At 35.1% G+C, this 22,764-nt stretch carries 20 protein-coding genes; 11 read left to right on the top strand and 9 right to left on the bottom strand.

The window, feature by feature from the left end:
* Positions 1 to 23 precede the first annotated feature (23 nt).
* Positions 24 to 1,643 (top strand): S8 family peptidase, encoded by a 1,620-nt coding sequence (locus AC1W31_RS14975; RefSeq protein WP_481735284.1) that lies wholly within the window; start codon positions 24 to 26, stop codon positions 1,641 to 1,643.
* Positions 1,644 to 1,723: 80 nt separating this feature from the next.
* On the opposite strand, the gene AC1W31_RS14970 is transcribed toward AC1W31_RS14975, so the two are convergent.
* Positions 1,724 to 3,145 carry an aldehyde dehydrogenase family protein gene (locus tag AC1W31_RS14970; RefSeq protein ID WP_481735283.1) on the bottom strand — a complete coding sequence of 474 codons (1,422 nt, stop codon included), beginning with the start codon at positions 3,143 to 3,145 and terminating at the stop codon, positions 1,724 to 1,726.
* 201 nt (positions 3,146 to 3,346) lie between these two features.
* On the opposite strand from AC1W31_RS14970, the gene AC1W31_RS14965 reads away from it, so the two are divergent.
* A complete protein-coding gene (locus AC1W31_RS14965; RefSeq protein WP_481735282.1) occupies positions 3,347 to 4,348 on the top strand; it encodes a helix-turn-helix domain-containing protein in 1,002 nt (333 codons plus the stop codon).
* 81 nt (positions 4,349 to 4,429) lie between these two features.
* On the opposite strand, the gene mog is transcribed toward AC1W31_RS14965, so the two are convergent.
* Entirely contained in the window at positions 4,430 to 4,960 is a 531-nt protein-coding gene (gene mog / locus AC1W31_RS14960; protein ID WP_481735281.1) for a molybdopterin adenylyltransferase, read from the bottom strand.
* Between the two features lie 178 nt (positions 4,961 to 5,138).
* Here mog and AC1W31_RS14955 point away from each other — a divergent pair, with 178 nt between their 5' ends.
* Entirely contained in the window at positions 5,139 to 5,270 is a 132-nt protein-coding gene (locus tag AC1W31_RS14955; RefSeq protein WP_481735279.1) for a hypothetical protein, read from the top strand.
* An 8-nt stretch (positions 5,271 to 5,278) separates the two neighbouring features.
* On the opposite strand, the gene AC1W31_RS14950 is transcribed toward AC1W31_RS14955, so the two are convergent.
* Positions 5,279 to 5,857, bottom strand: a complete 579-nt coding sequence (locus AC1W31_RS14950; protein ID WP_481735278.1) for a TetR/AcrR family transcriptional regulator — start codon at positions 5,855 to 5,857, stop codon at positions 5,279 to 5,281.
* A 240-nt stretch (positions 5,858 to 6,097) separates the two neighbouring features.
* On the opposite strand from AC1W31_RS14950, the gene AC1W31_RS14945 reads away from it, so the two are divergent.
* Positions 6,098 to 6,478, top strand: coding sequence for a carboxypeptidase-like regulatory domain-containing protein (locus AC1W31_RS14945; RefSeq protein WP_481735277.1), 381 nt, complete (start codon positions 6,098 to 6,100; stop codon positions 6,476 to 6,478).
* Positions 6,479 to 6,594: 116 nt separating this feature from the next.
* Complete coding sequence (locus tag AC1W31_RS14940) at positions 6,595 to 8,001, top strand: aldehyde dehydrogenase family protein (RefSeq protein ID WP_481735276.1); 1,407 nt, start codon at positions 6,595 to 6,597, stop codon at positions 7,999 to 8,001.
* Positions 8,002 to 8,053: 52 nt separating this feature from the next.
* On the opposite strand, the gene AC1W31_RS14935 is transcribed toward AC1W31_RS14940, so the two are convergent.
* Entirely contained in the window at positions 8,054 to 8,341 is a 288-nt protein-coding gene (locus AC1W31_RS14935; protein WP_481735275.1) for a hypothetical protein, read from the bottom strand.
* Positions 8,342 to 8,585: 244 nt separating this feature from the next.
* Between AC1W31_RS14935 and AC1W31_RS14930 the strand changes: the two genes are divergently transcribed.
* On the top strand, positions 8,586 to 9,602 hold the full coding sequence (locus AC1W31_RS14930; protein WP_481735274.1) for a fatty acid desaturase: 1,017 nt from the start codon (positions 8,586 to 8,588) through the stop codon (positions 9,600 to 9,602).
* A gap of 70 nt (positions 9,603 to 9,672) precedes the next feature.
* On the opposite strand, the gene AC1W31_RS14925 is transcribed toward AC1W31_RS14930, so the two are convergent.
* The 3 genes from AC1W31_RS14925 to AC1W31_RS14915 form a co-directional block, all read right to left on the bottom strand.
* Positions 9,673 to 12,000 carry a glycoside hydrolase family 65 protein gene (locus AC1W31_RS14925; RefSeq protein WP_481735273.1) on the bottom strand — a complete coding sequence of 776 codons (2,328 nt, stop codon included), beginning with the start codon at positions 11,998 to 12,000 and terminating at the stop codon, positions 9,673 to 9,675.
* A gap of 186 nt (positions 12,001 to 12,186) precedes the next feature.
* A complete protein-coding gene (gene pgmB, locus AC1W31_RS14920) occupies positions 12,187 to 12,831 on the bottom strand; it encodes a beta-phosphoglucomutase (protein WP_481735272.1) in 645 nt (214 codons plus the stop codon).
* A gap of 74 nt (positions 12,832 to 12,905) precedes the next feature.
* The gene (locus AC1W31_RS14915) at positions 12,906 to 14,807 is read right to left on the bottom strand and encodes an alpha-amylase family glycosyl hydrolase (RefSeq protein WP_481735271.1); all 1,902 of its coding nucleotides are present in this window, start codon (positions 14,805 to 14,807) and stop codon (positions 12,906 to 12,908) included.
* 185 nt (positions 14,808 to 14,992) lie between these two features.
* On the opposite strand from AC1W31_RS14915, the gene AC1W31_RS14910 reads away from it, so the two are divergent.
* The 5 genes from AC1W31_RS14910 to AC1W31_RS14890 all read left to right on the top strand — a co-directional run bounded on the left by AC1W31_RS14910 (position 14,993) and on the right by AC1W31_RS14890 (position 20,785).
* Positions 14,993 to 17,011: an alpha-amylase family glycosyl hydrolase gene (locus AC1W31_RS14910; protein ID WP_481735270.1), complete on the top strand. Its 2,019-nt coding sequence runs from the start codon at positions 14,993 to 14,995 to the stop codon at positions 17,009 to 17,011.
* Between the two features lie 33 nt (positions 17,012 to 17,044).
* A complete protein-coding gene (locus AC1W31_RS14905) occupies positions 17,045 to 18,346 on the top strand; it encodes an MFS transporter (protein ID WP_481735269.1) in 1,302 nt (433 codons plus the stop codon).
* On the top strand, positions 18,339 to 19,223 hold the full coding sequence (locus AC1W31_RS14900) for an N-acetylmuramoyl-L-alanine amidase-like domain-containing protein (protein ID WP_481735268.1): 885 nt from the start codon (positions 18,339 to 18,341) through the stop codon (positions 19,221 to 19,223). The genes AC1W31_RS14905 and AC1W31_RS14900 overlap by 8 nt, the downstream gene beginning before the upstream one ends.
* 88 nt (positions 19,224 to 19,311) lie before the next feature.
* Positions 19,312 to 19,926 (top strand): 2OG-Fe(II) oxygenase, encoded by a 615-nt coding sequence (locus tag AC1W31_RS14895; protein ID WP_481735267.1) that lies wholly within the window; start codon positions 19,312 to 19,314, stop codon positions 19,924 to 19,926.
* A gap of 247 nt (positions 19,927 to 20,173) precedes the next feature.
* Positions 20,174 to 20,785, top strand: a complete 612-nt coding sequence (locus tag AC1W31_RS14890; protein WP_481735266.1) for a porin family protein — start codon at positions 20,174 to 20,176, stop codon at positions 20,783 to 20,785.
* 209 nt (positions 20,786 to 20,994) lie between these two features.
* On the opposite strand, the gene AC1W31_RS14885 is transcribed toward AC1W31_RS14890, so the two are convergent.
* Together AC1W31_RS14885 and AC1W31_RS14880 are read right to left on the bottom strand one after the other, a co-directional pair.
* Positions 20,995 to 21,519 carry a YMGG-like glycine zipper-containing protein gene (locus AC1W31_RS14885; protein ID WP_481735265.1) on the bottom strand — a complete coding sequence of 175 codons (525 nt, stop codon included), beginning with the start codon at positions 21,517 to 21,519 and terminating at the stop codon, positions 20,995 to 20,997.
* Positions 21,520 to 22,196: 677 nt separating this feature from the next.
* Entirely contained in the window at positions 22,197 to 22,628 is a 432-nt protein-coding gene (locus AC1W31_RS14880) for a hypothetical protein (protein WP_481735264.1), read from the bottom strand.
* Positions 22,629 to 22,764: the final 136 nt, after the last annotated feature.

Below are 22,764 nucleotides of genomic sequence, written 5' to 3'. Positions count from 1 at the left end.
ACTTCATTACTATAAATATAATCATGAAATTTAATAAATTTCTTTTTTTCTCTTGCTTACTAATCACCAGTATTTCCGATGCTCAATATTTGGAATTATCTCCTGACAAGGCCCCATTAAATTGGTTTAATCTTGATTTTGCTGAAAATGGTGTTAGAGGAATCAGCACTGAAAGAGCTTATCGTGAATTTCTGAATAAAAAGGCTTCAAAAACGGTCATTGTGGCAATTATTGACTCCGGAGTGGACATTAATCACGAAGATTTGAGAGAAAATATTTGGATAAATCCCAACGAAATTCCAGACAATGGGATTGATGATGATAAAAATGGTTATGTTGATGATATGTATGGTTGGGATTTTTTGGGAGGAAAAGATGGAACCGATATTTCTCGGGAAACCATGGAAGTTACTCGTGAATTTGGTCGTTTAAAGCGAATTTATCAATATGTTCAAGATTTACCCAGTTTGTCGACAGCCTTGCGATTGGAGTACGATTTATACAAAAAATACAAGGCCAAATACGAGGCAAAAGTGCAAGAATTGCAAGAACAAGGACCTTTTGTGATTAAATTATACGAGAAATACATTGATTCAAAATTGATAATTTCGTCCTTTTTGAAAATTAAAGATGTTTCAAAAAATGACCTAAACAGAATTACGTATAAAGACCCAGAAGACGTTAAAAAGGCGAAAAGAGTTTTTGAATTATTGGAGCAAATTGGACAAGACGAAGAGAAGCTGAAAGAAGCTTACGAATATTATGATGCTCAGTTTAAATTTGGTATCAATCTTTCTTTTAATCCTCGTGGAATAGTTGGAGATGATGTCGAAAACGTAAACGATAGAGATTATGGAAATAACGAAGTTAAAGGTCCAGATGCTCGTCATGGTACACACGTTGCTGGAATTGTAGCGGCAAATCGTAATAATTCATTGGGTATTTTAGGAGTTGCTGGAAATGTAAAAATCATGGCAATTCGTGCAGTTCCAGAAGGCGATGAGCGTGATAAAGATGTGGCGAACGCCATCAGATATGCGGTTGATAATGGGGCAAAAATTATCAATATGAGCTTTGGTAAATCTGTTTCTCCCCAAAAGCAAGCCGTTGACGAAGCCGTGAAATATGCCCAATCGAAAGGCGTTTTGCTAATTCATGCGGCAGGCAATGAAAACGAAAACATTGATATTAGTGAGAATTATCCCTCAAAGAAATTTGCTGATGGAAAGCAAGCTGAAAATTGGTTGGAAGTAGGAGCAACCTCTTGGATGCAACCACCAAGTTCAGTGGCTGAATTTTCAAATTATGGACATAAAACGGTGGATGTTTTTGCGCCTGGGGTAGATTTAAAATCAACAGTTTTAGGATCTCAATACGAAGATTTAAGCGGTACAAGTATGGCGGCACCCGTCGTAACGGGTTTAGCAGCCATGTTGATGTCATATTATCCTGATTTCGATTTTAGAAAAATTAAGCAAATTATCTTAAATTCGTCCATTAAATTGCCAAAGCAAAAAGTTGCACAACCTGGCACTGGCGAGCTGATTGATTTTAGTTTATTATCATTGAGTGGAGGAATTGTGAATGCATTTGAAGCGGTGAAGATGGCAGAAGAAGAGCAAAAAGCTTTAACGAGAAAGTAATACGAAATTTAAATTAAACGTTATATTGAGAGCGGCTTCAGTTAAGTGAAGTCGCTCTTTTTTATTACCAAATATGAAACTTATAAATACTTGACAAAAAAGCGAATTAATTTCGCAACCGTTGGCGTATAGGGAGGATAAATCATCTTGAAAGTTCCAAATTTCTGTCTCATTACGGCTCTTTGATTTGAGAATTCAGTAAAGCCCCAAATCCCGCCAGATTTTCCAATTCCTGAATTATTCACTCCTCCAAAAGGAATTTCAGTGTGTCCATAATGAATTACGCAATCATTGATTATCGTTCCACCCGCCGAAGAATTATCCATGAAATACTTAATATTCGATTCTTTTCCAGAATTAATGTACATTGCTAAAGGCTTTTCACGATTTTTAATGTGCGTGATTGCTTCTTCATTGGTTGAATAACCGACAACGGGTAGAATTGGTCCAAATATTTCTTCCTGCATAATTTTCATTGAATCATCCACATTCGTAAGAATCGTAGGTGAAATATAGTTTTCTGAACCATCCTTTTGTCCGCCCGCTGCTACTTTAGCTCCTTTCTCAATTGATTCTTCTAAAAGTCCATTTAAGCGGTTAAAATGACGATTATTTACAATTCTACAATAATCATCCGAAACTTTTGCGTCTTCGCCGTACATTGATTTTATAGCATGATTTATTTCATTGACGAATTCATTTTCAACACTTTTATGTACCAAAATATAATCGGGAGCGATGCAAGTTTGACCATTATTGATAAATTTTCCCCAAGCAATTTTCTCGGCCGATTTTTTGATATTCGCAGTTTCATCCACGATACAAGGCGATTTTCCTCCCAATTCTAAAGTAACAGAAGTCAAGTTTTTAGCGGCCGCTGACATGACAATTTTCCCGACATTTGGGCTTCCAGTAAAAAATATATGATTAAAAGGTTGATTCAGTAATATTTGTGAAACGGTAGCATCTCCTTCAATTACCCAAACTTCATTTTTGTCAAATAATTCGGAAATCATTTTTTTGAGTAATGCTGAAGTATGAGGAGTTAATTCTGAAGGTTTCAGCATGACGGAATTACCCGCAGCGATTGCTTGTACCAATGGTTTTATGGAAAGATTGAAAGGATAATTCCAAGGAGAAATCACCAAACAAACACCTTTGGGTTCAAATCTTACGTGGGCGGAGGTGCCAATCATGTTCATGGGCGTTGGGACTGACTGAGGTTTCATCCATGAATTTAAGTGTTTCATTAAATGTTTTATTTCACCAACAACGCCAAATATTTCACCCAAATTAGTTTCAGCAGGATTCTTCTTAAAATCTTTGTAAAGCGCTTGTCCAATTTCAGTTTCGTGCGAAAGCGTCCAATCCAGCATCTTTTGAAGTTTAGCTTTGCGTTCCCTCGCATTTGAATTAGCAAGGTTTTGCATATTTGACTTTTGGGCTTTAAAAACGCTTAGAATTTCCTGCTCAATTTCTGTATCTATTAATAGTTGTTCCATAATTTTTGCTTGCAGTTTTGTTTACATGAATGATGTAAAAATACAAAAAAAAGGATACGAATTGGCTTTTTCAATATTTTATAGTTATTTTACAATATGATTAGTAAATAATAGATTTATTTTAGTAATCTTACAATTATTACTAAGTAGTTTTGATAAGTAGTCGAACCTTAAAACACGCTTAGCTAAAAATATCTCACTATGTCCATAGTCAGTAACAACATCAAATACCTCCGTCGATTGAATGGTTTGACACAAGAGCAATTTGCTCGAAGAATTGGCATAAAGCGTTCATTGTTGGGTGCTTATGAAGAAGCGAGAGCTAATCCAAATCTTGAAAATCTCAAAACAATTGCCCAAGTTTTTGGCACATCAGTTGATTCTCTGATTAAAACAGATATTCGTAAAATTCGAGAAACTCCGGGGATAAGTTTGGCGCAGAGTACTACTGGAATCATTGAACAAAATCCCCCTCAAAGCAAATCACAACTTTCGAATTTTCAAGCAGAAACACGACCGTTTACTAATTCTTCCGAACCTTTACCTGTTGCTAAATTGGTTGAAGATTTTTTTCAAGAGCGAGAAGAAACAGTCATTACGCCGCAGAGACAAACTTCACAGCGAAATTTTTTACCGGATAATGAAGCATCTTTTCAGCAATTCGTGGATAGTCATTTGCACACGGTTAGTAATTTTGCTAAAAGTGAGCCACAAAATCAGACAAAAAATGGTGCGAAACAAACGCCTTTTGTCAAAAACAGTGCATTGAAGGAATATTTAGCGAATTGCCAAAAAGCCGATTATTTACGCACTTTGCCTACGATTTCATTGCCATTTATTACTGCGGAAAGAAGTAGAGCATTTGAGGCTGGCAGTGATTTTCCAATGCAGAATTCTATCATTCTAGGCACTGGAATTTCGGATTGGTCGGATGTAAATGATGGGAAATTTTATATTTTGGTAACGGCACAGATGGGGATTATTTATCGTAGAGTTTATAATCAAGTAAAAATAAAAGGTGCTTTGTTATTGAGTTCAGATAATCCTACGATTTCAAGTTTTGAGATTTCAATCAAAGATATTGTCGAAATTTGGGAGGTTAATTCCTTCATAAGTCAGCAACTGCCCGAACCCCATATTTCTCTGGAAAGAGTCAAAAATATTGTCGATGATTTAACGAATGAATTAGACAGGCTTCGTTGATAATTAACAATTGATAATGAATAATGGATAATTAATAGTGGGAATCTGACAATTGTCAATTATCCATTGTCAATTATTAATTTATAACGGTCTAAATTCTTTCATAACTTCTTGATTACAAACTAAATACGCCCCTTCAATCAAATCTATACAATAAGGAACGGCTGGAAAAACAGCGTCTAAACACTGCCGAATTGCTTTGGGTTTTCCGGGCAAATTGATAATTAAAGAACTCCCTCTGATACCCGCTGTTTGTCTTGAAAGAATGGCCGTTGGTACATATTTCAAACTTTCCTGACGCATTAATTCTCCGAATCCAGGCATCATTTTTTCGCAAATTGCTTCGGTGGCTTCGGGTGTTACATCACGTTTTGCGGGGCCCGTTCCGCCAGTTGTTACAATTAAAGAGCATTGATGAATGTCTGCCATTTCAATTAATGTTGCCGAAATTAAATCTTTTTCATCTGGAATTACCCGATATACCGTTTCAAATTCAGAAATTAGGTACGCTTTCAAGGTATCTACTACTGCCTTCCCAGGAATGTCCTCGTATATACCCGCACTTGCACGGTCAGAAACATTGATTACACCAATTTTTATTGTTTTTTGCATCTTGATTGTTGCGAAATTTCTGAAATAGTTATCTTACTTAAATCTAAACTTTATGATTTATCATTTTCAGAAATACACGCTTTTCCTTTGACATATAAATTTAGATTTGTTAATTTGTTTGATTGAAATACAATTATTGTCGTTCAGAATATTTAAATTTATTAATAAAAATAACATTATGATTTTATTACAAACAACCACATCACAATTGCCCGAAGGCGCTGAGAAATTAATGTCTTTGGGTTTCTTCATTTTGCTTTTGGTAGCCTTATATTTTGCGTTTAAGTACTTCAATAAAACGCATAAGTAATTGAAATGCTAACTTTTTTTAATTCCATCCCAACAAGCAAAAAATGCTAATTCTAAATCAGAAGATGTTATTTGGAATTCGCCAGAAAGCTGTAATTTAATGATTGAAGTAGCACTTCCCATCACGAAGGCGACTAATATTTTTGGTGGAATATCGCTTAAAACTTGCGTAAAAACAGCCTTACGAAGAAAATCATAAATGGGTTGTTCCAATCGAGTAATTTCTGTTTTTGCAATCATAGAGACATAAGGTGAATTAACAAACTGTTCCAAAAAGTAAAACTCCTTCGGATTTTTAATGCCATTTTGAATCATTTGTAAATAAAAATGGCGAAAACGATCTTTGAAAGTCTTATTGGCATCGTCGGTTTTAAGCAAATTCTCAACAAATTTTTCTCTCAATCGTATATATAAGGCACAAATTAATTCGTCTTTGCTTTTGAAATAATGATAAATCGTGCCTGCTGCAACATCTGCCTGTTTAGCTACTTCCGACATAGGTGAACTATGAAAGCCGTGTTTTGATATTAATTCTAACATTGCTTGAAAGATTGCCTCTTTTTTGTCGAAATCTTTTATATTTTTCATCGTAATCCGCAATAATATGTTTTAAGATTATTTTAGTGGAATTTTAAAATCAATGGCTAAAATAGTGAATTCAATCAATTAAATAACATTAGAGATTACATTGTTTCTAATTGTAATTCGTATTTTTGTTGAAATACGAATTTAGAAGACGAAAAAAAATACTTTGAATGATTAACCGCAAGTTACAAAGATAAATCATCAATTATTAGTCATAAAATTTTAACCACCAATTCCACAAAAATGAAGAAAAATATTCTAACCCCACTATTACTCATTTTTTCAGTTTCAACTTTTGCCCAAGTTGTGGTATCTGGAAAAGTAATTGATGCTGATTTTGAACAAATCTTATCTGGCGTTAATATAACTGTAAAAGGTAAAGTTGACAAAGGTACAATCACGGATGCCAATGGTAAATTTTCGATTCGCATGGATACAAATGCTGATGCTATTGAAATATCATTTGGTGGATACGAAACCATAAAAGTAAAATTGGGAGTCAATACGCAAAACTTAACCTTATTTTTGCCAACTGAAGTTAGGTTGACAGAAGATATGAACGAATTGAAAAATTTAGGCGTAGAAGGTGAACGCAAAGAAAAACGAACTAAAAAGAAGTCTTAGTGATTTTCTACAACTTCTGTTAATCAAGGAATAACAAGTTTAATACATTTTAAATTTTATAAACGAGTTTTTTCTCAAGCAACCATTGAGTGAAAAACTCGTTTTGAGTTATAAATATGAAAATAAAAAATCCAAGAACAGGACAATATTATTACGAAATATTTCCACCAAAGCCAGAAGATTTAAAAAATAAGACTACTTCCATGCGTGAAGCACAAACTGCATGGAAAGAATCAGGGATTGAATATCGAATTAATGCTTTACAGGCTTGGAAAGTGGCCATTGATGAACATAAAGCGGAGTTGATTGATGCCCTTTGCATGGATACTGGCAGGAAGTGGGAAACGATATTAGAAGTTGATTGGATAGCATTATCAATTGATAGATGGTCTAATATTTCAAGGGAATTATTTTCCGAAACCGACAAAAAAACTTCTTCTATACCATTTTTAGAAATTGAGCAAGCATTAGAACCTCATTCACTCGTTGGGGTTATTAGTCCTTCGTATTTTCCATTGCAACATTCCCTAATTGATACCATTCCTGCTTTATTGGCGGGATGCGCTGTGGTTGTAAAACCTTCAGAAATTACCCCAAGATTTATTGAAGTTATCCAAAAAACGATTAATCAAATTCCTGATTTATTGGATATTTTACATTATGTTGAAGGCGGGGGCGAAACTGGAGCAGCGCTTTGTAAATTAACGGACATTATCTGTTTCACAGGTTCGACTGCCACAGGTAAAAAAGTGTATCAGGCAGCTTGTGATAATTTTATTCCCGTATTTCTGGAATTAAGTGGAAAGGATGCCGTTATTGTTACAGAAACGGCTGATATTGAAAGAGCTTCATCCGCAATTTTGTGGGGAAGTGTAGTTAATGCTGGACAATCTTGTTCATCAATCGAAAGAATTTATGTTCATCGAAATGTTTACCATCAATTTTTATCAAGATTGGTTGGGAAAGCAAATTTATTACAATTGGCGTATCCAGATATGGATTCTGGGCAAATTGGCCCAATTATATCTGAAAAGCAAGTCGCAATTATTGACCACCAATTGGATGATGCTTTCAAGAAAGGGGCGATATTAAAAGCTGGTTCACGAAAATGTGAAGAATTAGGAGGAGGATTTTATTGCCGACCAACTATTTTGATTAATGTCACTCACGATATGAAAATTATGGATGAAGAAACACTGGGGCCAATTTTGCCAGTGATGACCTACTCAGTAATTGAGGAAGCTATTGGTTTCGCAAATAGAACGCAATACGGGTTGGGTGGAGCCGTTTTTGCTGGTACGGAAGATGAAGCCATGGAAATTGCCCGTAAAATGAAATGTGGTGCCATTTCCATAAATGATGCGGCACTAACGGCTGTATTGCAGGCAGGAGAGAAATATCCCTACAAAATGTCTGGAATCGGAGGTACCAGAATTGGCCCATCATCAATTAAAAAATTCATGAAACAAAAAGCGTACATCATTAACGGTCATAGCGTAAATGACCCGTGGTGGTTTGGTTAATTTTCGTTGGAAGTAATTGGACTCAGTTTACTTCCCACGAAAATTATCAATTTTACTGACATTTTGTAGCAGCTATTTGTGCTTTATAATCAGCTCTTTGGGCAGTTGTCAATCCTGGACAGCTATCAACATAGGTATTAAGTGAAGCTAAATAGGCATCGCAGTTCGTTTTAGTTGGTGAGTTACTAAAAGTTGTTGCCGCTTTGGTAACCAAATCTGCGTTAACAGCACAAGCATCAGGCGAAACCGTTGTTGCATCCTTTTTACAACTATTTGAAAGTAAAAGACAGGTTGCTAACACTAAAATGGATAGTTTAGGGAATTTAAATTGATTTTTCATGGAATAAGACGATTAAGAGTTAAGAAATTTATTTTTTTACAAATTTCTCATAATTAAATCATTACATCATTACCAGTTAAAAAGGCATCATTCCCATTTATTAATCATTTTTATTTAAAAAAATATTTTTTAAAATTGGATTATTTCAGAAACAAATTGATAAAACGTCCTGTTCCTTGTATATTTGTGGGACTTTTTTAAGAATTACGAAATCCTTATTAATTAATAATAAACAAAATCATCAATGGCTTATCAACAAGATTTTACCCGTGTAGAGGGTGTCGAACCACATCGTGTACGAACACGAGAAATTTTAAAAGCTCATCCAGAAGTTAAAAAATTGATTTCTAAAAACCCAATGACGATGGTTTGGATTTTGTCGTGTGTGGCAATCCAGCTTTTAATGGCGTATTTAGTGAAAGACCAAGCTTGGTATGTTATTTTGGCGGCTGCGTGGTTTATTGGTGCTTTCCCTGTGCATACCTTGTTTATATGTATTCACGAGGCTGCGCATAATTTGATTTTCAAAAAGCCCTCTTGGAATGTTTATGCCGGAATTGTTGCTAATTTCCCATCGTTAGCACCCACGGCTATTTCCTTTAAAAACTACCATTTAAAACATCATGCCTTTCAAGGCGTTCACGAATTAGATGCAGATCTTCCAGATAAGTGGGAAGCAAAATTGATTAATAATTATTTCATTGGAAAAGCTCTGTGGTTATTGTTTTTTCCAGTTTTTCAAGCAATCAGAACGCTTCGTTGTTTGGAATTAGCGATTGTTGACAAGTACGTAATTATGAATATTTTGGGTCAAATAGCTTTCAATGTAGTGATTGTTTATACAATGGGATGGCCTGCATTAGGATACATGGGCGCAAGTTTCATGTTCTCAGTAGGGTTGCATCCACTCGGAGCAAGATGGATTCAGGAGCATTATTTAGTGTTAGACCAACATCAAGAAACGTACAGTTATTATGGTGGTTTAAATGGTATCAATATGAACGTTGGCTATCACAATGAACACCACGATATGCCTTCGGTGCCTTGGAATAACCTTCCAAAATTGAAAGCGGCAGCACCAGAATTTTACGATAATTTGAAATATCACACTTCATTTGTAAAATTGTTGTTCACTTTCTTATTTAGTCAAGAAGTCGGTTTGTATTCAAGAATTGTAAGAAAAGAAAGAGGTCGTGTAGGATTAGATGATATTTCAATTCCTGATGTTCAATTGGTTCAGCAAGAATTTGCAAATGCTTAGATTTTAAGGATATCAGTGCCAACAAAAAAGCCCCAATTTGGGGCTTTTTTGTTGGCACTGATGAAGAAAGTTATGCTAAAATAGCATCCTTTTGCTCCACGACTATTTTTGAATTCTCTTTTAAGAGTTGTGCTTCATTGTACAGAAAAATACTAATATCTCCACCTGATAAATTTTCGATTAAAACCTCGTGGGCCGTTGTTTTAATATTCAATAAATTATCTCTAAAAAGCACTTTAAAGGAGAATGAAACCCAATTTTGAGGAACAAAAGGCGTAAAATAAACTTTTCCTTGCCGTACCCGCATCCCGCCAAAACCTTTCACAAGCGACATCCAAGTGCCAGCCATTGAAGTAATATGACAACCATCTTCCGTATCATTATTGTAATCATCCAAATCTAAACGAGCTGCCCGATTATAGAATTCATAAGAACGTTCTTTATCCCCTAATTTTGCTGCAATAATCGAATGAACACAAGGACTCAAAGAAGATTCATGGACGGTCATTGGCTCATAAAAATCATAGTTTCTTTTTAGAGCGTCAATTTTAAAATCATCTTCAAAGAAATACATTCCTTGTAAAACATCGGCTTGTTTTATGAAACACGAACGCAAAATTCTATCCCAAGACCATTTTTGATTAATGGGTCTTTGAGAGGCATCCAAATCCTGAACCTTAATTAATTCTTTGTCTAAAAAACCGTCTTGCTGTAAGAAAATACCTAATTCTTTGCTTTCTGGCAAATACATATTCTCGATGATGTCCGTAAATTTTGCAAATTCCTCAATTTCATCAAGATTAGTAGCGGAAGTTAACTCATAATATCGTGCAGAATTTGAGGTTTTTATGTATTCCGAAACCTCAATTAAATACTTCATACACCATACCGCAAAGTAATTCGTGTACCAGTTGTTATTTACATTATTTTCGTATTCATTGGGTCCAGTTACGCCCAACATGACATATTGTTGTTTTGATTCAGACCAATTGACTCGTTGCGCCCAAAAGCGTGCGATGCCTAATAGTACTTCAAAACCGTATTCAGCCAAGTATTTTTTATCGCCAGTATAATTTACGTAATCATAAATAGCATAGGCAATCGCTCCATTCCGGTGAATTTCCTCAAACGTAATCTCCCATTCGTTGTGGCATTCCTCCCCATTCATCGTGACCATTGGATACAAAGCTGCACCATCCACAAAGCCTAATTTTTGGGCATTCTCAATGGCTTTTCCTAATTGTTTCCATCTGTAAATCAATAAGTTACGGGCAACTTGTGGGTTGGCCGTTGCCAAATAAAAAGGAATACAATAAGCTTCGGTATCCCAGTAAGTCGAGCCGCCGTATTTCTCACCCGTGAAGCCTTTTGGACCAATATTCAAGCGGGTATCTTCGCCTGTGTACGTTTGGTTCATCTGAAAAATATTGAAACGAATCCCTTGTTGAGCGGCAATATCACCTTCAATCACAATATCGTTCATTTCCCATTTCGAAGCCCATTTTTCGGATTGTTCTAAAACCATTTTATCAAAACCCTTTGTTGAAATTCTTTTTAAATAAGCTTTTGAATGGCTCATTAAATCTTCAATTTGATGATTTTCCGAGGAAAGATTACAAGCATATTTTATTAAAACAGTCTCTTGATTTGCACTGACATTCAAATGAACCTGACTGGCTACGTATTTTTCGGCTTTTATGGGAAGACTTTGAAAATCTACTACTTTACCATTTTGAAAAATCTCAAAACGTTGCCCCGTAACCACATGAAAGCCAGTTTTCTTCGTTTTTAATTCAATGTAACCTTCTGCAAATGCGGTTTCTTTTTGAATTTCTTCCCAGAATTTTTCATCATAATTAGCATCTTTATTCTTTACGTCACCATCAACAAAAGGTGTCAAGGTGATTTTTCCGTCGAAATTTAAGGGTATAATTGAATAACGAATTACGCCTGACTCATCATCAACAATTGAATTTAAGCGTTTTGCGTTTACTTTTACCTGTTTTCCAGATGGAAATATTGCCGTAAAAGAACGTTCTAAATAACCTTCTTTCATATTTAAAACTCTTTGAAAGTCAGCTACTTCGCAAGTATGTAAATCTAAGATTTCGTCTTCAATTTCAACTTTAATCCCAATCCAATTAGCTGCATTTAATACTTTGGCAAAATATTCTGGATAACCATTTTTCCACCAACCCACTCGGGTTTTGTCTGGATAATATACACCAGCAACGTAATTTCCTTGAAGTGTTTTTCCCGTAAATGTTTCTTCAAAATTACCCCGTTGTCCCATTCGACCATTGCCTAAAGAGTAAACTGACTCGGTAATTTCGTTGAATTCACGATTAAATCCTTCTTCGATGATAGACCACTCATCGTGTTTTAGATAGTTTTTCATATTTTATAAAGGATGGTTAATGGCAAAATAAAAGACAATTCTTAGTTTAACAACATAAATTAAGCCTTTTCTTTGAAAAATATTGAAATAGTACAATAAGTTATGAATTGCTTTTTATTATCCGCAAAATTAATTGAAAAACGATGAAGGCAATTTGCTGTGCTAAGGTGTTTCATGTATTTATTCTCAGAATAATCGGTCAATCGTCATTTCTTCAAAGCCATTTATGACAAAATCAGCTTCGTGAAGAATCGTTGCATCACCTACGCCAATGACTTTCATGCCACCCGTTCTTCCCGCTTGAACGCCCGCAAGGGCATCTTCAAAAACAACGCAATCGCTTGGCTTACAGCCTGTTGCATCTGCACCCAACAAGAATACTTGGGGGTCGGGTTTGCCTTTGGTGATGTCGTTTCCGTCAATTATTACATCGAAATATTCAAGCATATTGATTTTTTCGAGAATGAGTCGAGAATTCTTACTGGCAGAACCCAAGGCAATCTTGATTCCATTGGCTCTTAAACTTTTCAAAAATTCTGGCACGCCTTTTAATACTTCGTTGGGAGTCATTTGCATAACCAATTCCAAGTACCAAGCATTTTTACGGGTGGCCCATTCAATTTTCTTTTCTTCCGAAAGGCTTACATTACCCCATTGTAAGATTAACTCCAAGGATTCCATTCTCGAAATTCCCTTCAATTGTTCGTTTTGATGTTCCGTGAAATCAAATCCTAATTCATTCGCCAATCTTCTCCAAGCTTGGAAGTGATATACGGCTGTGTCCACAATTACGCCATCGAGATCGAATAGGCAGGCTTTTGTTGTTGTCATATTTTTTTGAGTTATAAATTATGAGTTATGAACTTTCAAATACAACTTCATAACTCATAATTTACATTTTATAATTACTTACGTAATTCTAAAATAGTGATAGTATTTGCTGGTATTTTTAATGATTTTAAATCTGAAATGAATTCTTCGGTTAATATATTTTTTGCACTGCTATACCCTTGCATATTTTCCATAAAACGCTTAGTATCAAGGTTTTTGTCTGCTTTATTCTGATTCATAATTACCATGACAGTTTTGTCGGAATTATGTCTGAAATAAACATAAAAACCATTTTCTGGTAAATATTGGGTTAATTTTCCAGTCTTTAATGCCTCGCTTGATTTGCGATAATTGGCTAATTTTTTCACAAAATTAAAGGCTTCATTTTCTTTTTCGGTCCTTCCAGAAGCCAAGAATTTATTCACTTTATCATCTGCCCAACCACCTTCAAAATCTTTACGAACTTCAGCATCTGAAGGATTTTTGAAGTTTTTGGTAAGATTTTCAGTACCATAATAGATTTGAGGAACGCCACGACTTGTCAATAAAAACCCAACCCCTAATTTATATTTATTTATATCTTCACCCACGATTGAGAAAAATCTATCGTGGTCGTGATTATCCAAAAAAGTCAAATTTAAATTTGGGTCTTGATACAAAGCATCCATTGCAAGGGTTGAATAGATACGATTAAAATTAATTTCTTGTCGTAAAGCATCAAGAATTGCCGCTTCAAGGACAAAATCATTGGGCGAGGGAAGATTACTTTTAAAGGGCAGATTAATATTATTTTTTACATAAAAAGCTTGAGAATAAATGCTTTGGACGGAATTTTCACCCGTAATAAACATCTTGCCATATTCATTTGCCAAAGCCTCATTACATTGATTCATAAATGGTAAATCATTGTATTGGTACGTATCAATTCTCCAACCATCAATCCCAAAATATTCTACTGTCCAAAGGGCGTGTTGGATTAAATAATTGGCCACGTAAGGATTTTTTTCATTCAAATCTGGCAAGAAAGGCACAAACCAACCATTTTGCTGGATATCAAAATCTGCTTTGCTTCCGTGCATTATATCCACAACTGGCTCATCTCGGTAAGAAGTATTGGTGTATTTTTCCCATTGATTCAACCAATTTTTCATGGGAATGTCCTTCAAAATCCAATGATTAATTCCGACGTGATTATAAACCGCATCTTGGATAATTTTTAAGCCTTTTGCGTGGGATGCTTCAACTAATTTCAAGTATGCTTCATTTCCGCCCAATCTTTTATCCACGTTATATTGATCCGTAAACCCGTAGCCGTGATAGGCCGAACGCATAACGCCACCTTCATTTGTTTGAGGTTGATTATTTTCAATAACAGGATTTAGCCAAAGCGTTGTAACGCCCAATTCATTGAAATAATCTAAGTGATTTTGTATGCCCAATAAATCGCCACCGTGTCGTAAAAAAGGATTATTTCGGTTGGATTCTGGGTCAGCCATGTCCGCAAATTTATCATTACTTGGGTCGCCATTAGAAAAGCGGTCAGGTAGAATTAAATACACAAAATCCTCTGAATCAATTACTTGAGGTTTTTTATCCCGAATTTTTAATTGATAGGGTTGTGTTAATTTAATAATTTGGTCAATGAATTTCTTTTTCCCTTTTTGAACTTGAATTGTCATTGATAATTCAATATTCATTTGTCCAGCCTTCGTGTCAGGAGCGATATTCAAATCTAAAAAAAGATAATTTGGGTTTTCAACTTTGTTGATTTTTTCAAGCGTAACCCCTTGATAATTTATTTTAACTTCGCAGTCCGCAATATTTTTCCCGTAAACCAACAATTGAAGTTTGGGATTTTTCATGCCTACATACCAATTGGTCGGATTTATCCTCTGTATTGAAGGCGTTTGTGCCACCACAGCGGAGACACAAAAAAGTGCATAGATGACTATCCACAGTTTGAGCGTTTTTTTCATTGTTTATAAAAATTTGGTTAATGGATATTCAAGTTTTAGCACCTAAGAACTAACACCTATTTTTTTCTAAATCCCAAAATAAAGCAATACCAGTATTTTATCATAGAAAAATGATGCTTACTTTTGAAGATAAATAATAGGCTAATAACGCCCCAGATTCTTTTTCAACAAAAAATCTTTCAAAAATGAATCGAAATTCAATTTTCAAAATCGTAATATTTCTTTATTTGCTTAACCCTATTTCTATTTTTTCGCAAAAAATAATCACTAAGAAGCCTTCAGAAACAAATACAATTTCAAATCCTAAAATAAATGATTTGAAGAAATCTTCTCGAGATAAAAAATTGGTAAAAAACATCCAATCTGGTAAAGACTCAACCCAAAATAATTATTCAAAAGTACAAATGAATCCTTCAAAACAAGCAAAAGACTCGACCGTTACGGAAAAATCAAAAGCGAAAACCAACATTTTACCAACTAAATCTATGACTGCTAAAACAGATAAATTGACCATTTATCAAATGATGTTTCATTTGTGGGGGAATAAAAATACAACCAATAAATTTAATGGTTCGGCGGAGGAAAATGGGGTTACCAAATTCAAAGATGTAAACGATTTAGCCATTCAAAAATTAAAGCAATTTGGGTATTCACATCTTTATATGACGGGCTTGCTCGAACACGCTACAATGGAAGATTTTACCGCTATTGGTATTCCAAAAGACCATCCAGATGTGGTTAAAGGGCGTTGTGGTTCGCCTTATGCCGTGAAAGATTATTATGATGTCAATCCGTTTTTTGCGATTGAGCCTAAGAAAAGAATGCAAGAATTTGAAGCAATGGTTGGGCGGATTCATAAAAATGGTTTGAAAATAGTCATGGATTTTGTGCCAAATCATGTGGCGAGATATTATCATTCAGACATGAAACCTGCCACGATTAAGGACTTTGGTGAAGATGATGATAACACAAAAGCATTTGCGCCATACAACAACTTTTATTATCTCCCAAATACAGAATTTCAAATTCCAGCGGGGGTAGTTTCTCCCGTGCCAGTTGATAAACCTTACGTGGAAAAACCCGCTAAAGCTTCGGGAAACGATGTTTTTTCGGCAAAACCAACCATTGATGATTGGTTTGAAACCGTTAAATTAAACTACGGTGTTGATATCCTGCACGGACGTAAAACTTATTTTGACCCAATTCCGCCCACTTGGATTAAAATGGTGGGTATTCTGAAATATTGGGCATCCAAAGGAGTGGACGGTTTCCGTTGTGATATGGCTGAAATGGTACCCGTAGAATTTTGGAAATATGCTACTAATGAGGTTAAAATAGAATATCCAAACACCATTTTTATCGCTGAGATTTATAATCCAAACGAATATCATAACTACGTAAAAGTAGGCGGATTTGATTATTTGTACGATAAAGTTGGTCTATACGATGCTTTGAGACGTTTAGTTGAGCAAAAACCAGAAGCAACCGTTGAGGATATTACGAAGGTTTGGCAAAATGAATCGGGCGATATTTCTCAAAATATGTTGCGTTTTTTAGAAAATCACGATGAGCAACGCATAAACACACCTGCTTTCGCCCACGGAGACCCGTTTGCTGCGATTCCTGCTATGGTGGTTACGGCAACATTACACACTGGCCCATTGATGATTTATTTTGGACAAGAATTAGGTGAATCTGCCGAAGAACCCGAAGGTTTTAATACGGCAGATGATAGAACCACTATTTTTGATTTTTGGGGCGTAAAATCTCAACAAGCTTGGATGAATGATGGCAAATTTGATGGGGGTAAATTATCCGAAAATCAAAAATATTTGCGTGAATTCTACGGTGATTTATTGAAATTCGTAAATACTTCGGATGCTATAAAATACGGAGATTTTTACGATTTGCAGTATGTTCAAGGCGATGGATACGATAAAAAGAAAGTTTACAGTTATTTGCGATATTCTGGTAAGCAAAAATTATTATTCGTTTGCAATTTTAATAATGCTCAGCAACAAGAAATTAATCTCAATATCCCAGAAGGGGCATGGAATGGAATGAATTTAGCCATGAACAAAAAGTTTGTGTTGAAGGGGAAGTTCAATCAAAAAAATCAAATTGCGTTTGATGCCGATAAACCAATACCTCTTAAAATTTCACCAAATTCGGTGGTTATTTATGAAATTTTGGAGAAAAAATAGTAATTTTCGTCCTAATCCATTAACCATATTTTTATGAACCAAACTATCAAACCCCAATTAAGCCTCGGTCAAATAATCAACATGAGTGTCGGTTTTATGGGTATTCAATTTGGATTTGCTTTGCAAAATGCCAATACAAGTCGTATTTTTTCTACGCTTGGTGCAAATGCTGATGACATTCCAATTTTGTGGGTTGCTGCTCCTTTGACGGGATTATTAGTTCAGCCAATCATTGGATACATGAGCGATAGAACGTGGCATCCGAAATGGGGAAGACGACGACCTTTCTTTTTTGCAGGAGCAATTTTAGCAACAATTGCTTTAGTATTAATGCCACAATCTAAAGTTTTATGGATGGCAGGGGCTTTACTTTGGATGATGGATGCCTCAATAAATATATCAATGGAGCCTTTCAGAGCATTTGTTGGCGATATGTTGCCCAATGAACAAAGAACGGTCGGTTTTTCGGTTCAAACTTTTTTTATTGGCGTTGGTGCCATGATTGCTTCGGCTTTACCTTCTATTTTAGACTATTTTGGCGTTCCAAATACGGCGGCGGCGGGCGTAGTACCCAATACAGTTAGATGGTCTTTTTACATTGGAGCGGTCGCTTATTTTTGTTGTATTCTGTGGACGGTTTTGAAAACAGAAGAATATCCTCCAGAAGATATGGCGGTTTTCGAGAAAGAAAAAAGCGAAATGAATTTCATGCACGGGGTAAATGAAACGGTTTCGGGCTTATTCAAAATGCCAACCGTGATGAAACAATTAGCTTTGGTGCAGTTTTTTTCTTGGTTTGGGCTATTCTGTATGTGGATTTTTACCACTAATGCGGTTACCAAAAATATTTTTGGGTCAACTGATACAACCTCCGCTCTTTACAATGAAGGCGCAAATTTTGTTGGTATTTGCTTTTTAGTTTATAATGGAGTTTCGATGCTTTTTGCCTTGTTTCTACCCGCAATCGCCGCAAAGGTTGGTAGAAAAATGACCCACCTTATTTGCTTGATGGCGGGCGGATTGGGGTTAATCTCCATCATGTTTGTTGACTCAAAAATGGCTTTAATTCCTTGCTTTATTGGCATTGGATTTGCTTGGTCGAGTATTTTAGCCATGCCTTATGCCATGCTTTCAGGAAGTTTGCCAGCCAATAAAATGGGCTATTACATGGGCGTTTTCAACTTCTTTATCGTTATTCCACAAATTATGGCAAGTTTAGGTTTATCAAAATTTATGAATTTTGCACACTTAGAACCCATTCAAATCGTTACCATGGGCGGGGTCTCCTTAATAATTAGTGGACTTTTAACCTTACGTGTTCAAGATAATGAATAAAATAAATCCTAATAAGAATAGTCTTGTAAGTCAATTTTCGACTTACAAGGCTTTTTGTTTTTCAACAATTCTGATTGCCATAAGTTTTTCACTAAACTCAAAACCATATCTCCAAGAATCAGATGAAGATATTTATAATCGAAAAGTTCAAAATGCCAAAGGAGCTGCTTTGAATAATTTTACGTTGAATATTGCCAAAAGTTTTTTAAATCGTCCGTATAAAGCACATACCTTGGAAGGTAGTCAAACGGAAAAATTGATGGTAAATCTACGAGAATTTGACTGCTCAACTTTTGTGGAAACTTGCATCGCCATGGGATTGACCTACCGAAAAGATGATATTTCGTTTGAGAAATTTAAAAAATATTTACAACGGTTGCGATATTATAAAAATGGTAAAATCAAAGGCTACGAATCACGGATAAATTATTTCTCGGATTGGCTATATACGCACGAGGAAGATGGTTTGTTGCAGGATGTTACTCCCTCGATGGGAGGAGTGGAGTGGGAAAAAGATATTAATTTCATGAGCAAGAATTGGAAAAAATATCCCTTTCCAAACGACAATGAACTCCTCGAAAAAATTCAAAAAATTGAAGAAAAAATTAACGGACAAAGGTTTACCTATATTCCAAAATCTAAAGTAAAATCCATTGAAAATAAATTTTTGAACGGCGATATTATTGGTATTACAACTAACATTGATGGATTGGATATTACGCACGAAGGATTTGCCATTCGTTTACATGATAAACGGGTATATTTGCTTCACGCCTCTTCTGATTTTAAGCGGGTGATGGTTACCGACAAGCCTTTGGTGGAATATTTAGCAAAGAATAAAAATCAAACGGGCATTATGGTGGCAAGAATGAAATAGGTTGGTGAATATATAATCCATACCTTTATCAAAATCCCAAAAACCCTTGTACGTCTTCGCAAGACTTACAAGGGTTTTTTGTTGCAAAATGACCTTACAAGAACAAAAATTTGAACATTTAATTGAAGGAATCTTAGCGAATGGTTACGCAATTTGTGATAATTTTTTAGAAGCCGATGAAGTCGAAAACTTGCTCAAAACCTTCTCTGCTCGATACGAACAAGGAATATTTAAGGAAGCAAGCATTGGTAAATCAGACCAAGTACAAAAAAACATTGAAATTAGGGGCGATGAAATTTTATGGCTTGAAAGCGAATCGGTTGATTTAGCGGAAAGAGTATTACTGGATAGAAATCAAGCTTTCGTGAATTATTTGAATCGAACCTGTTATTTAGGCATCAACGAGACAGAAATTCATTTTGCTAAATATTCGATTGGCAAATTCTATCGTCGCCATAGAGATACTTTTCAAGCTAAAAAAGGCAGAATTTTATCGGTAATTTATTATCTGAACATTAACTGGATTCCAAAGAATGGTGGAAATTTGATTATTTATGATTCAAAAAATAATGTTGAAAAAGCCATTACAATTGCTCCTTTAGCGGGTAGAATGGTATGTTTTGAAAGTGAAAAATTAGACCATGAAGTCACGGAAGCGTTTTCAAATCGTTTTAGTGTGACGGGTTGGTTATTAAATACCTAAATTTGTTAATTTTTTGGGGAATATTGGGGAGTTTTGAGGAACATAATCCGTTTTTGTCTTGAATACGGCTTTAAATAAACATTTTAACCTATTATAATTTTGATTGATACTCAACCAGTTGAACCTTTATTCGCTAAAAATATAACCTACAACTGAAAACAATGACCCCTTAAAACGTTATGGAATGATATTTTACTGATTTTAATCGTGATTCAACTAAACTTCTAAAATCATAAATTATCATATCATGAAAAAACATACTTTTTTAATTGTCGTAGTACTTCTTTTAATGGGTCATTTAGGAACCGCTCAAAGCAATTTATCTTTTGGTCCAATGATTGGAGTTAACGTAACTTCATTATCTGGAAAACCAAATGTATCGTCAAAAGCAGGGTTATTAGCGGGAGGATTTTTTAACTATAGTAGTAAAAATTGGTTTGGTGTAGGGGTTCAATTTCTTTATAACCAGATGGGTGCAAAATTAGATGCTCCCGCCGAGGAAATTAACTTGAATTATTTGCAAGTTCCAGTGTTATTTACGTACTATTTTTCAGGACAAAATGCGCCAGGTTCTTTCCGTCCTAAACTCTTTGTTGGACCTCACGTAAACTTTTTACTGAACGCAAAAAATAAAGATGGCAATGATTTGAATCCAAATAGCCTTTATTATAAAAATACCGAATTAGGGGTTACTCTTGGCGGAGGTTTCAATTATGCTTTGCAAAATAGAATGTGGATTAATGTGGATGCACGCTACGGAGTTGGTTTAACAGATGCTACGCAAGCACCCAACACTAACATTACTAATCGTGGATTTGGCGTGAATATAGGACTTAGCTTCCCTCTTGGAAATATTTAAAAAATAATTAACGTATAAAAAAAACCGTTCGAATACTGAACGGTTTTTTTTATGTCCGAAATGTCTTAAAATACCCATTTCTTGCGCATACCAATTTTAAAGATTTGATACGTATAAATTTCAAATAAAAGGAAGGTGCCACATTTTGTGACACCTTCCTAAAAAGGGAAATCTGAATTTAACTAACTAATGCCACTGTGCTAATACCATTAATAGTTGCTTTTCTTTTTCTGCTTGTTGTCAATAATCACGCCTGCTCCTGCACCAACACCCGCTCCAATTACTCCACCAATGATTGCTCCCTTGCCACGATTACTTTTGTTAATAATGGCTCCAGAAATTGCACCAACACCCGCTCCAATTAAAGCACCTTCAACGGGGCGACTAATTTTACGTTTCTTTTTAACGGGTGTAGCAACAATTGGTGGATTTGTTGCTATTGCTGGATTACTCGACAGATATCTATCTGGATTTGATTTGCTTATTTTATGGGCAGCATAATAAGTCGGTTTTCTTGAATCTTTTAAAGAATCTCGGGTGAATTGTTTGGCAGATTCTATTTTCGATTCCAAATTCATCGAATCAATCACCTCTTGTTTAGCCTCCGTAATTTTGGATTCCATTTTCATTGAGTCAATTACCATCATTTTGGCATCTTGAACTTCTTTTTTGGAATTGTCGCTGCAAGCCATCATCAGATAGGCTACGGACATAATCATCATAATCTTTTTCATAATATTAATCGGTTAAAATGATTTTCCATTTCAAACTTTTTGATTGGAAATTGTATTTTATTTTTCAGCATATAAATTTTATACACCAGTATCGCTACTACAATCTACGTACGATTTAACTCAAGATAAGGTTTAAAATACCGTACCACCTTAACAAGTATTAACTATTTATAGGATTGTTTAATTTTTTATTAACAAAAAATCCCTCAGAATTTAATCTGGGGGATTTTATTAATCCACACTATTTATTTGCCCCTTTTGAATATATACTTTCAGTGGGGTAAATATTAATATTTTAAAATAGATACTTCCGTGGATTGTGTCCCATCAGACAACTGGCGAAAGCAACACAACTATTTGATTTTCAATTAAAGATACATTTTGAAGTTCGGGTTTTTGCTTTCGCAAGTTGGCTTGTCTGGGCGACCCAGTTCAACACCAAGCCACGGGGAGGGAGGTGTTCTGCCAGCCGAGGAAACAAATTTATGACGGACATAAAAATGCCCTAAATTGTTGAATTTGGGGCATTTTTGTCTTTTGAAATATCTTGGGGTTTGGTTTTAAGGTGTTATAATACTTCTTCCGAAGGTGCTGCCGCAAGTGTTGTTGGTGAAAACACGCAACAACGGCGTGCAAAATTGGAACACCAACAACGGCATTAAAGAGCCGAGGCTTATTTATTCTTCTAAAATTTTGTCAGATAGGTCTAAACAATGACTTACTGCTCGTCTATATTTTTCCTCTCTTCCTGTTTTATTCATCATTCTTAAATTGAAAAGTCGAATTGAGGAAATTAATAATTCATTTTCAAGTGCGTTTTGGAAATCTTCTTGATTGATTAAAACTGTAATTTCATCACCTTCAGTTTTTTCTTCAAATGCGTTTCTTAAATCAATTCTTAAAGATGGTATAGCTTCTGAAAAGAACCTAAATGAATCATTGTTTTGTTTAAGGTACTTTAAAAAAGGTACTTTTGAAATATACAACATAAATGTTAAAGTATTGTCGGGTTCTTCAAACACCGACAATACAGGTACAGAATTAATATTTATTCTTATAATGCAATTAGATTTTTTTAAATAATTAGGTAAACAAGGGGTGTAGGACAAGTTTGTCAAGCTGCCATTTTTATTTGACTGACTAATTTATTCCACTCGTTATTTTTCAATGTAATTCTTAGATTTACTACTTGTTGAGCACCTTTTAATGTCCACCTTTGTCCCGATAGTTTCATTCTTTTTTGAA

The organism is Arcicella sp. (assembly GCF_964672035.1).
This window is presented reverse-complemented; position numbering and strand designations above follow the sequence as displayed.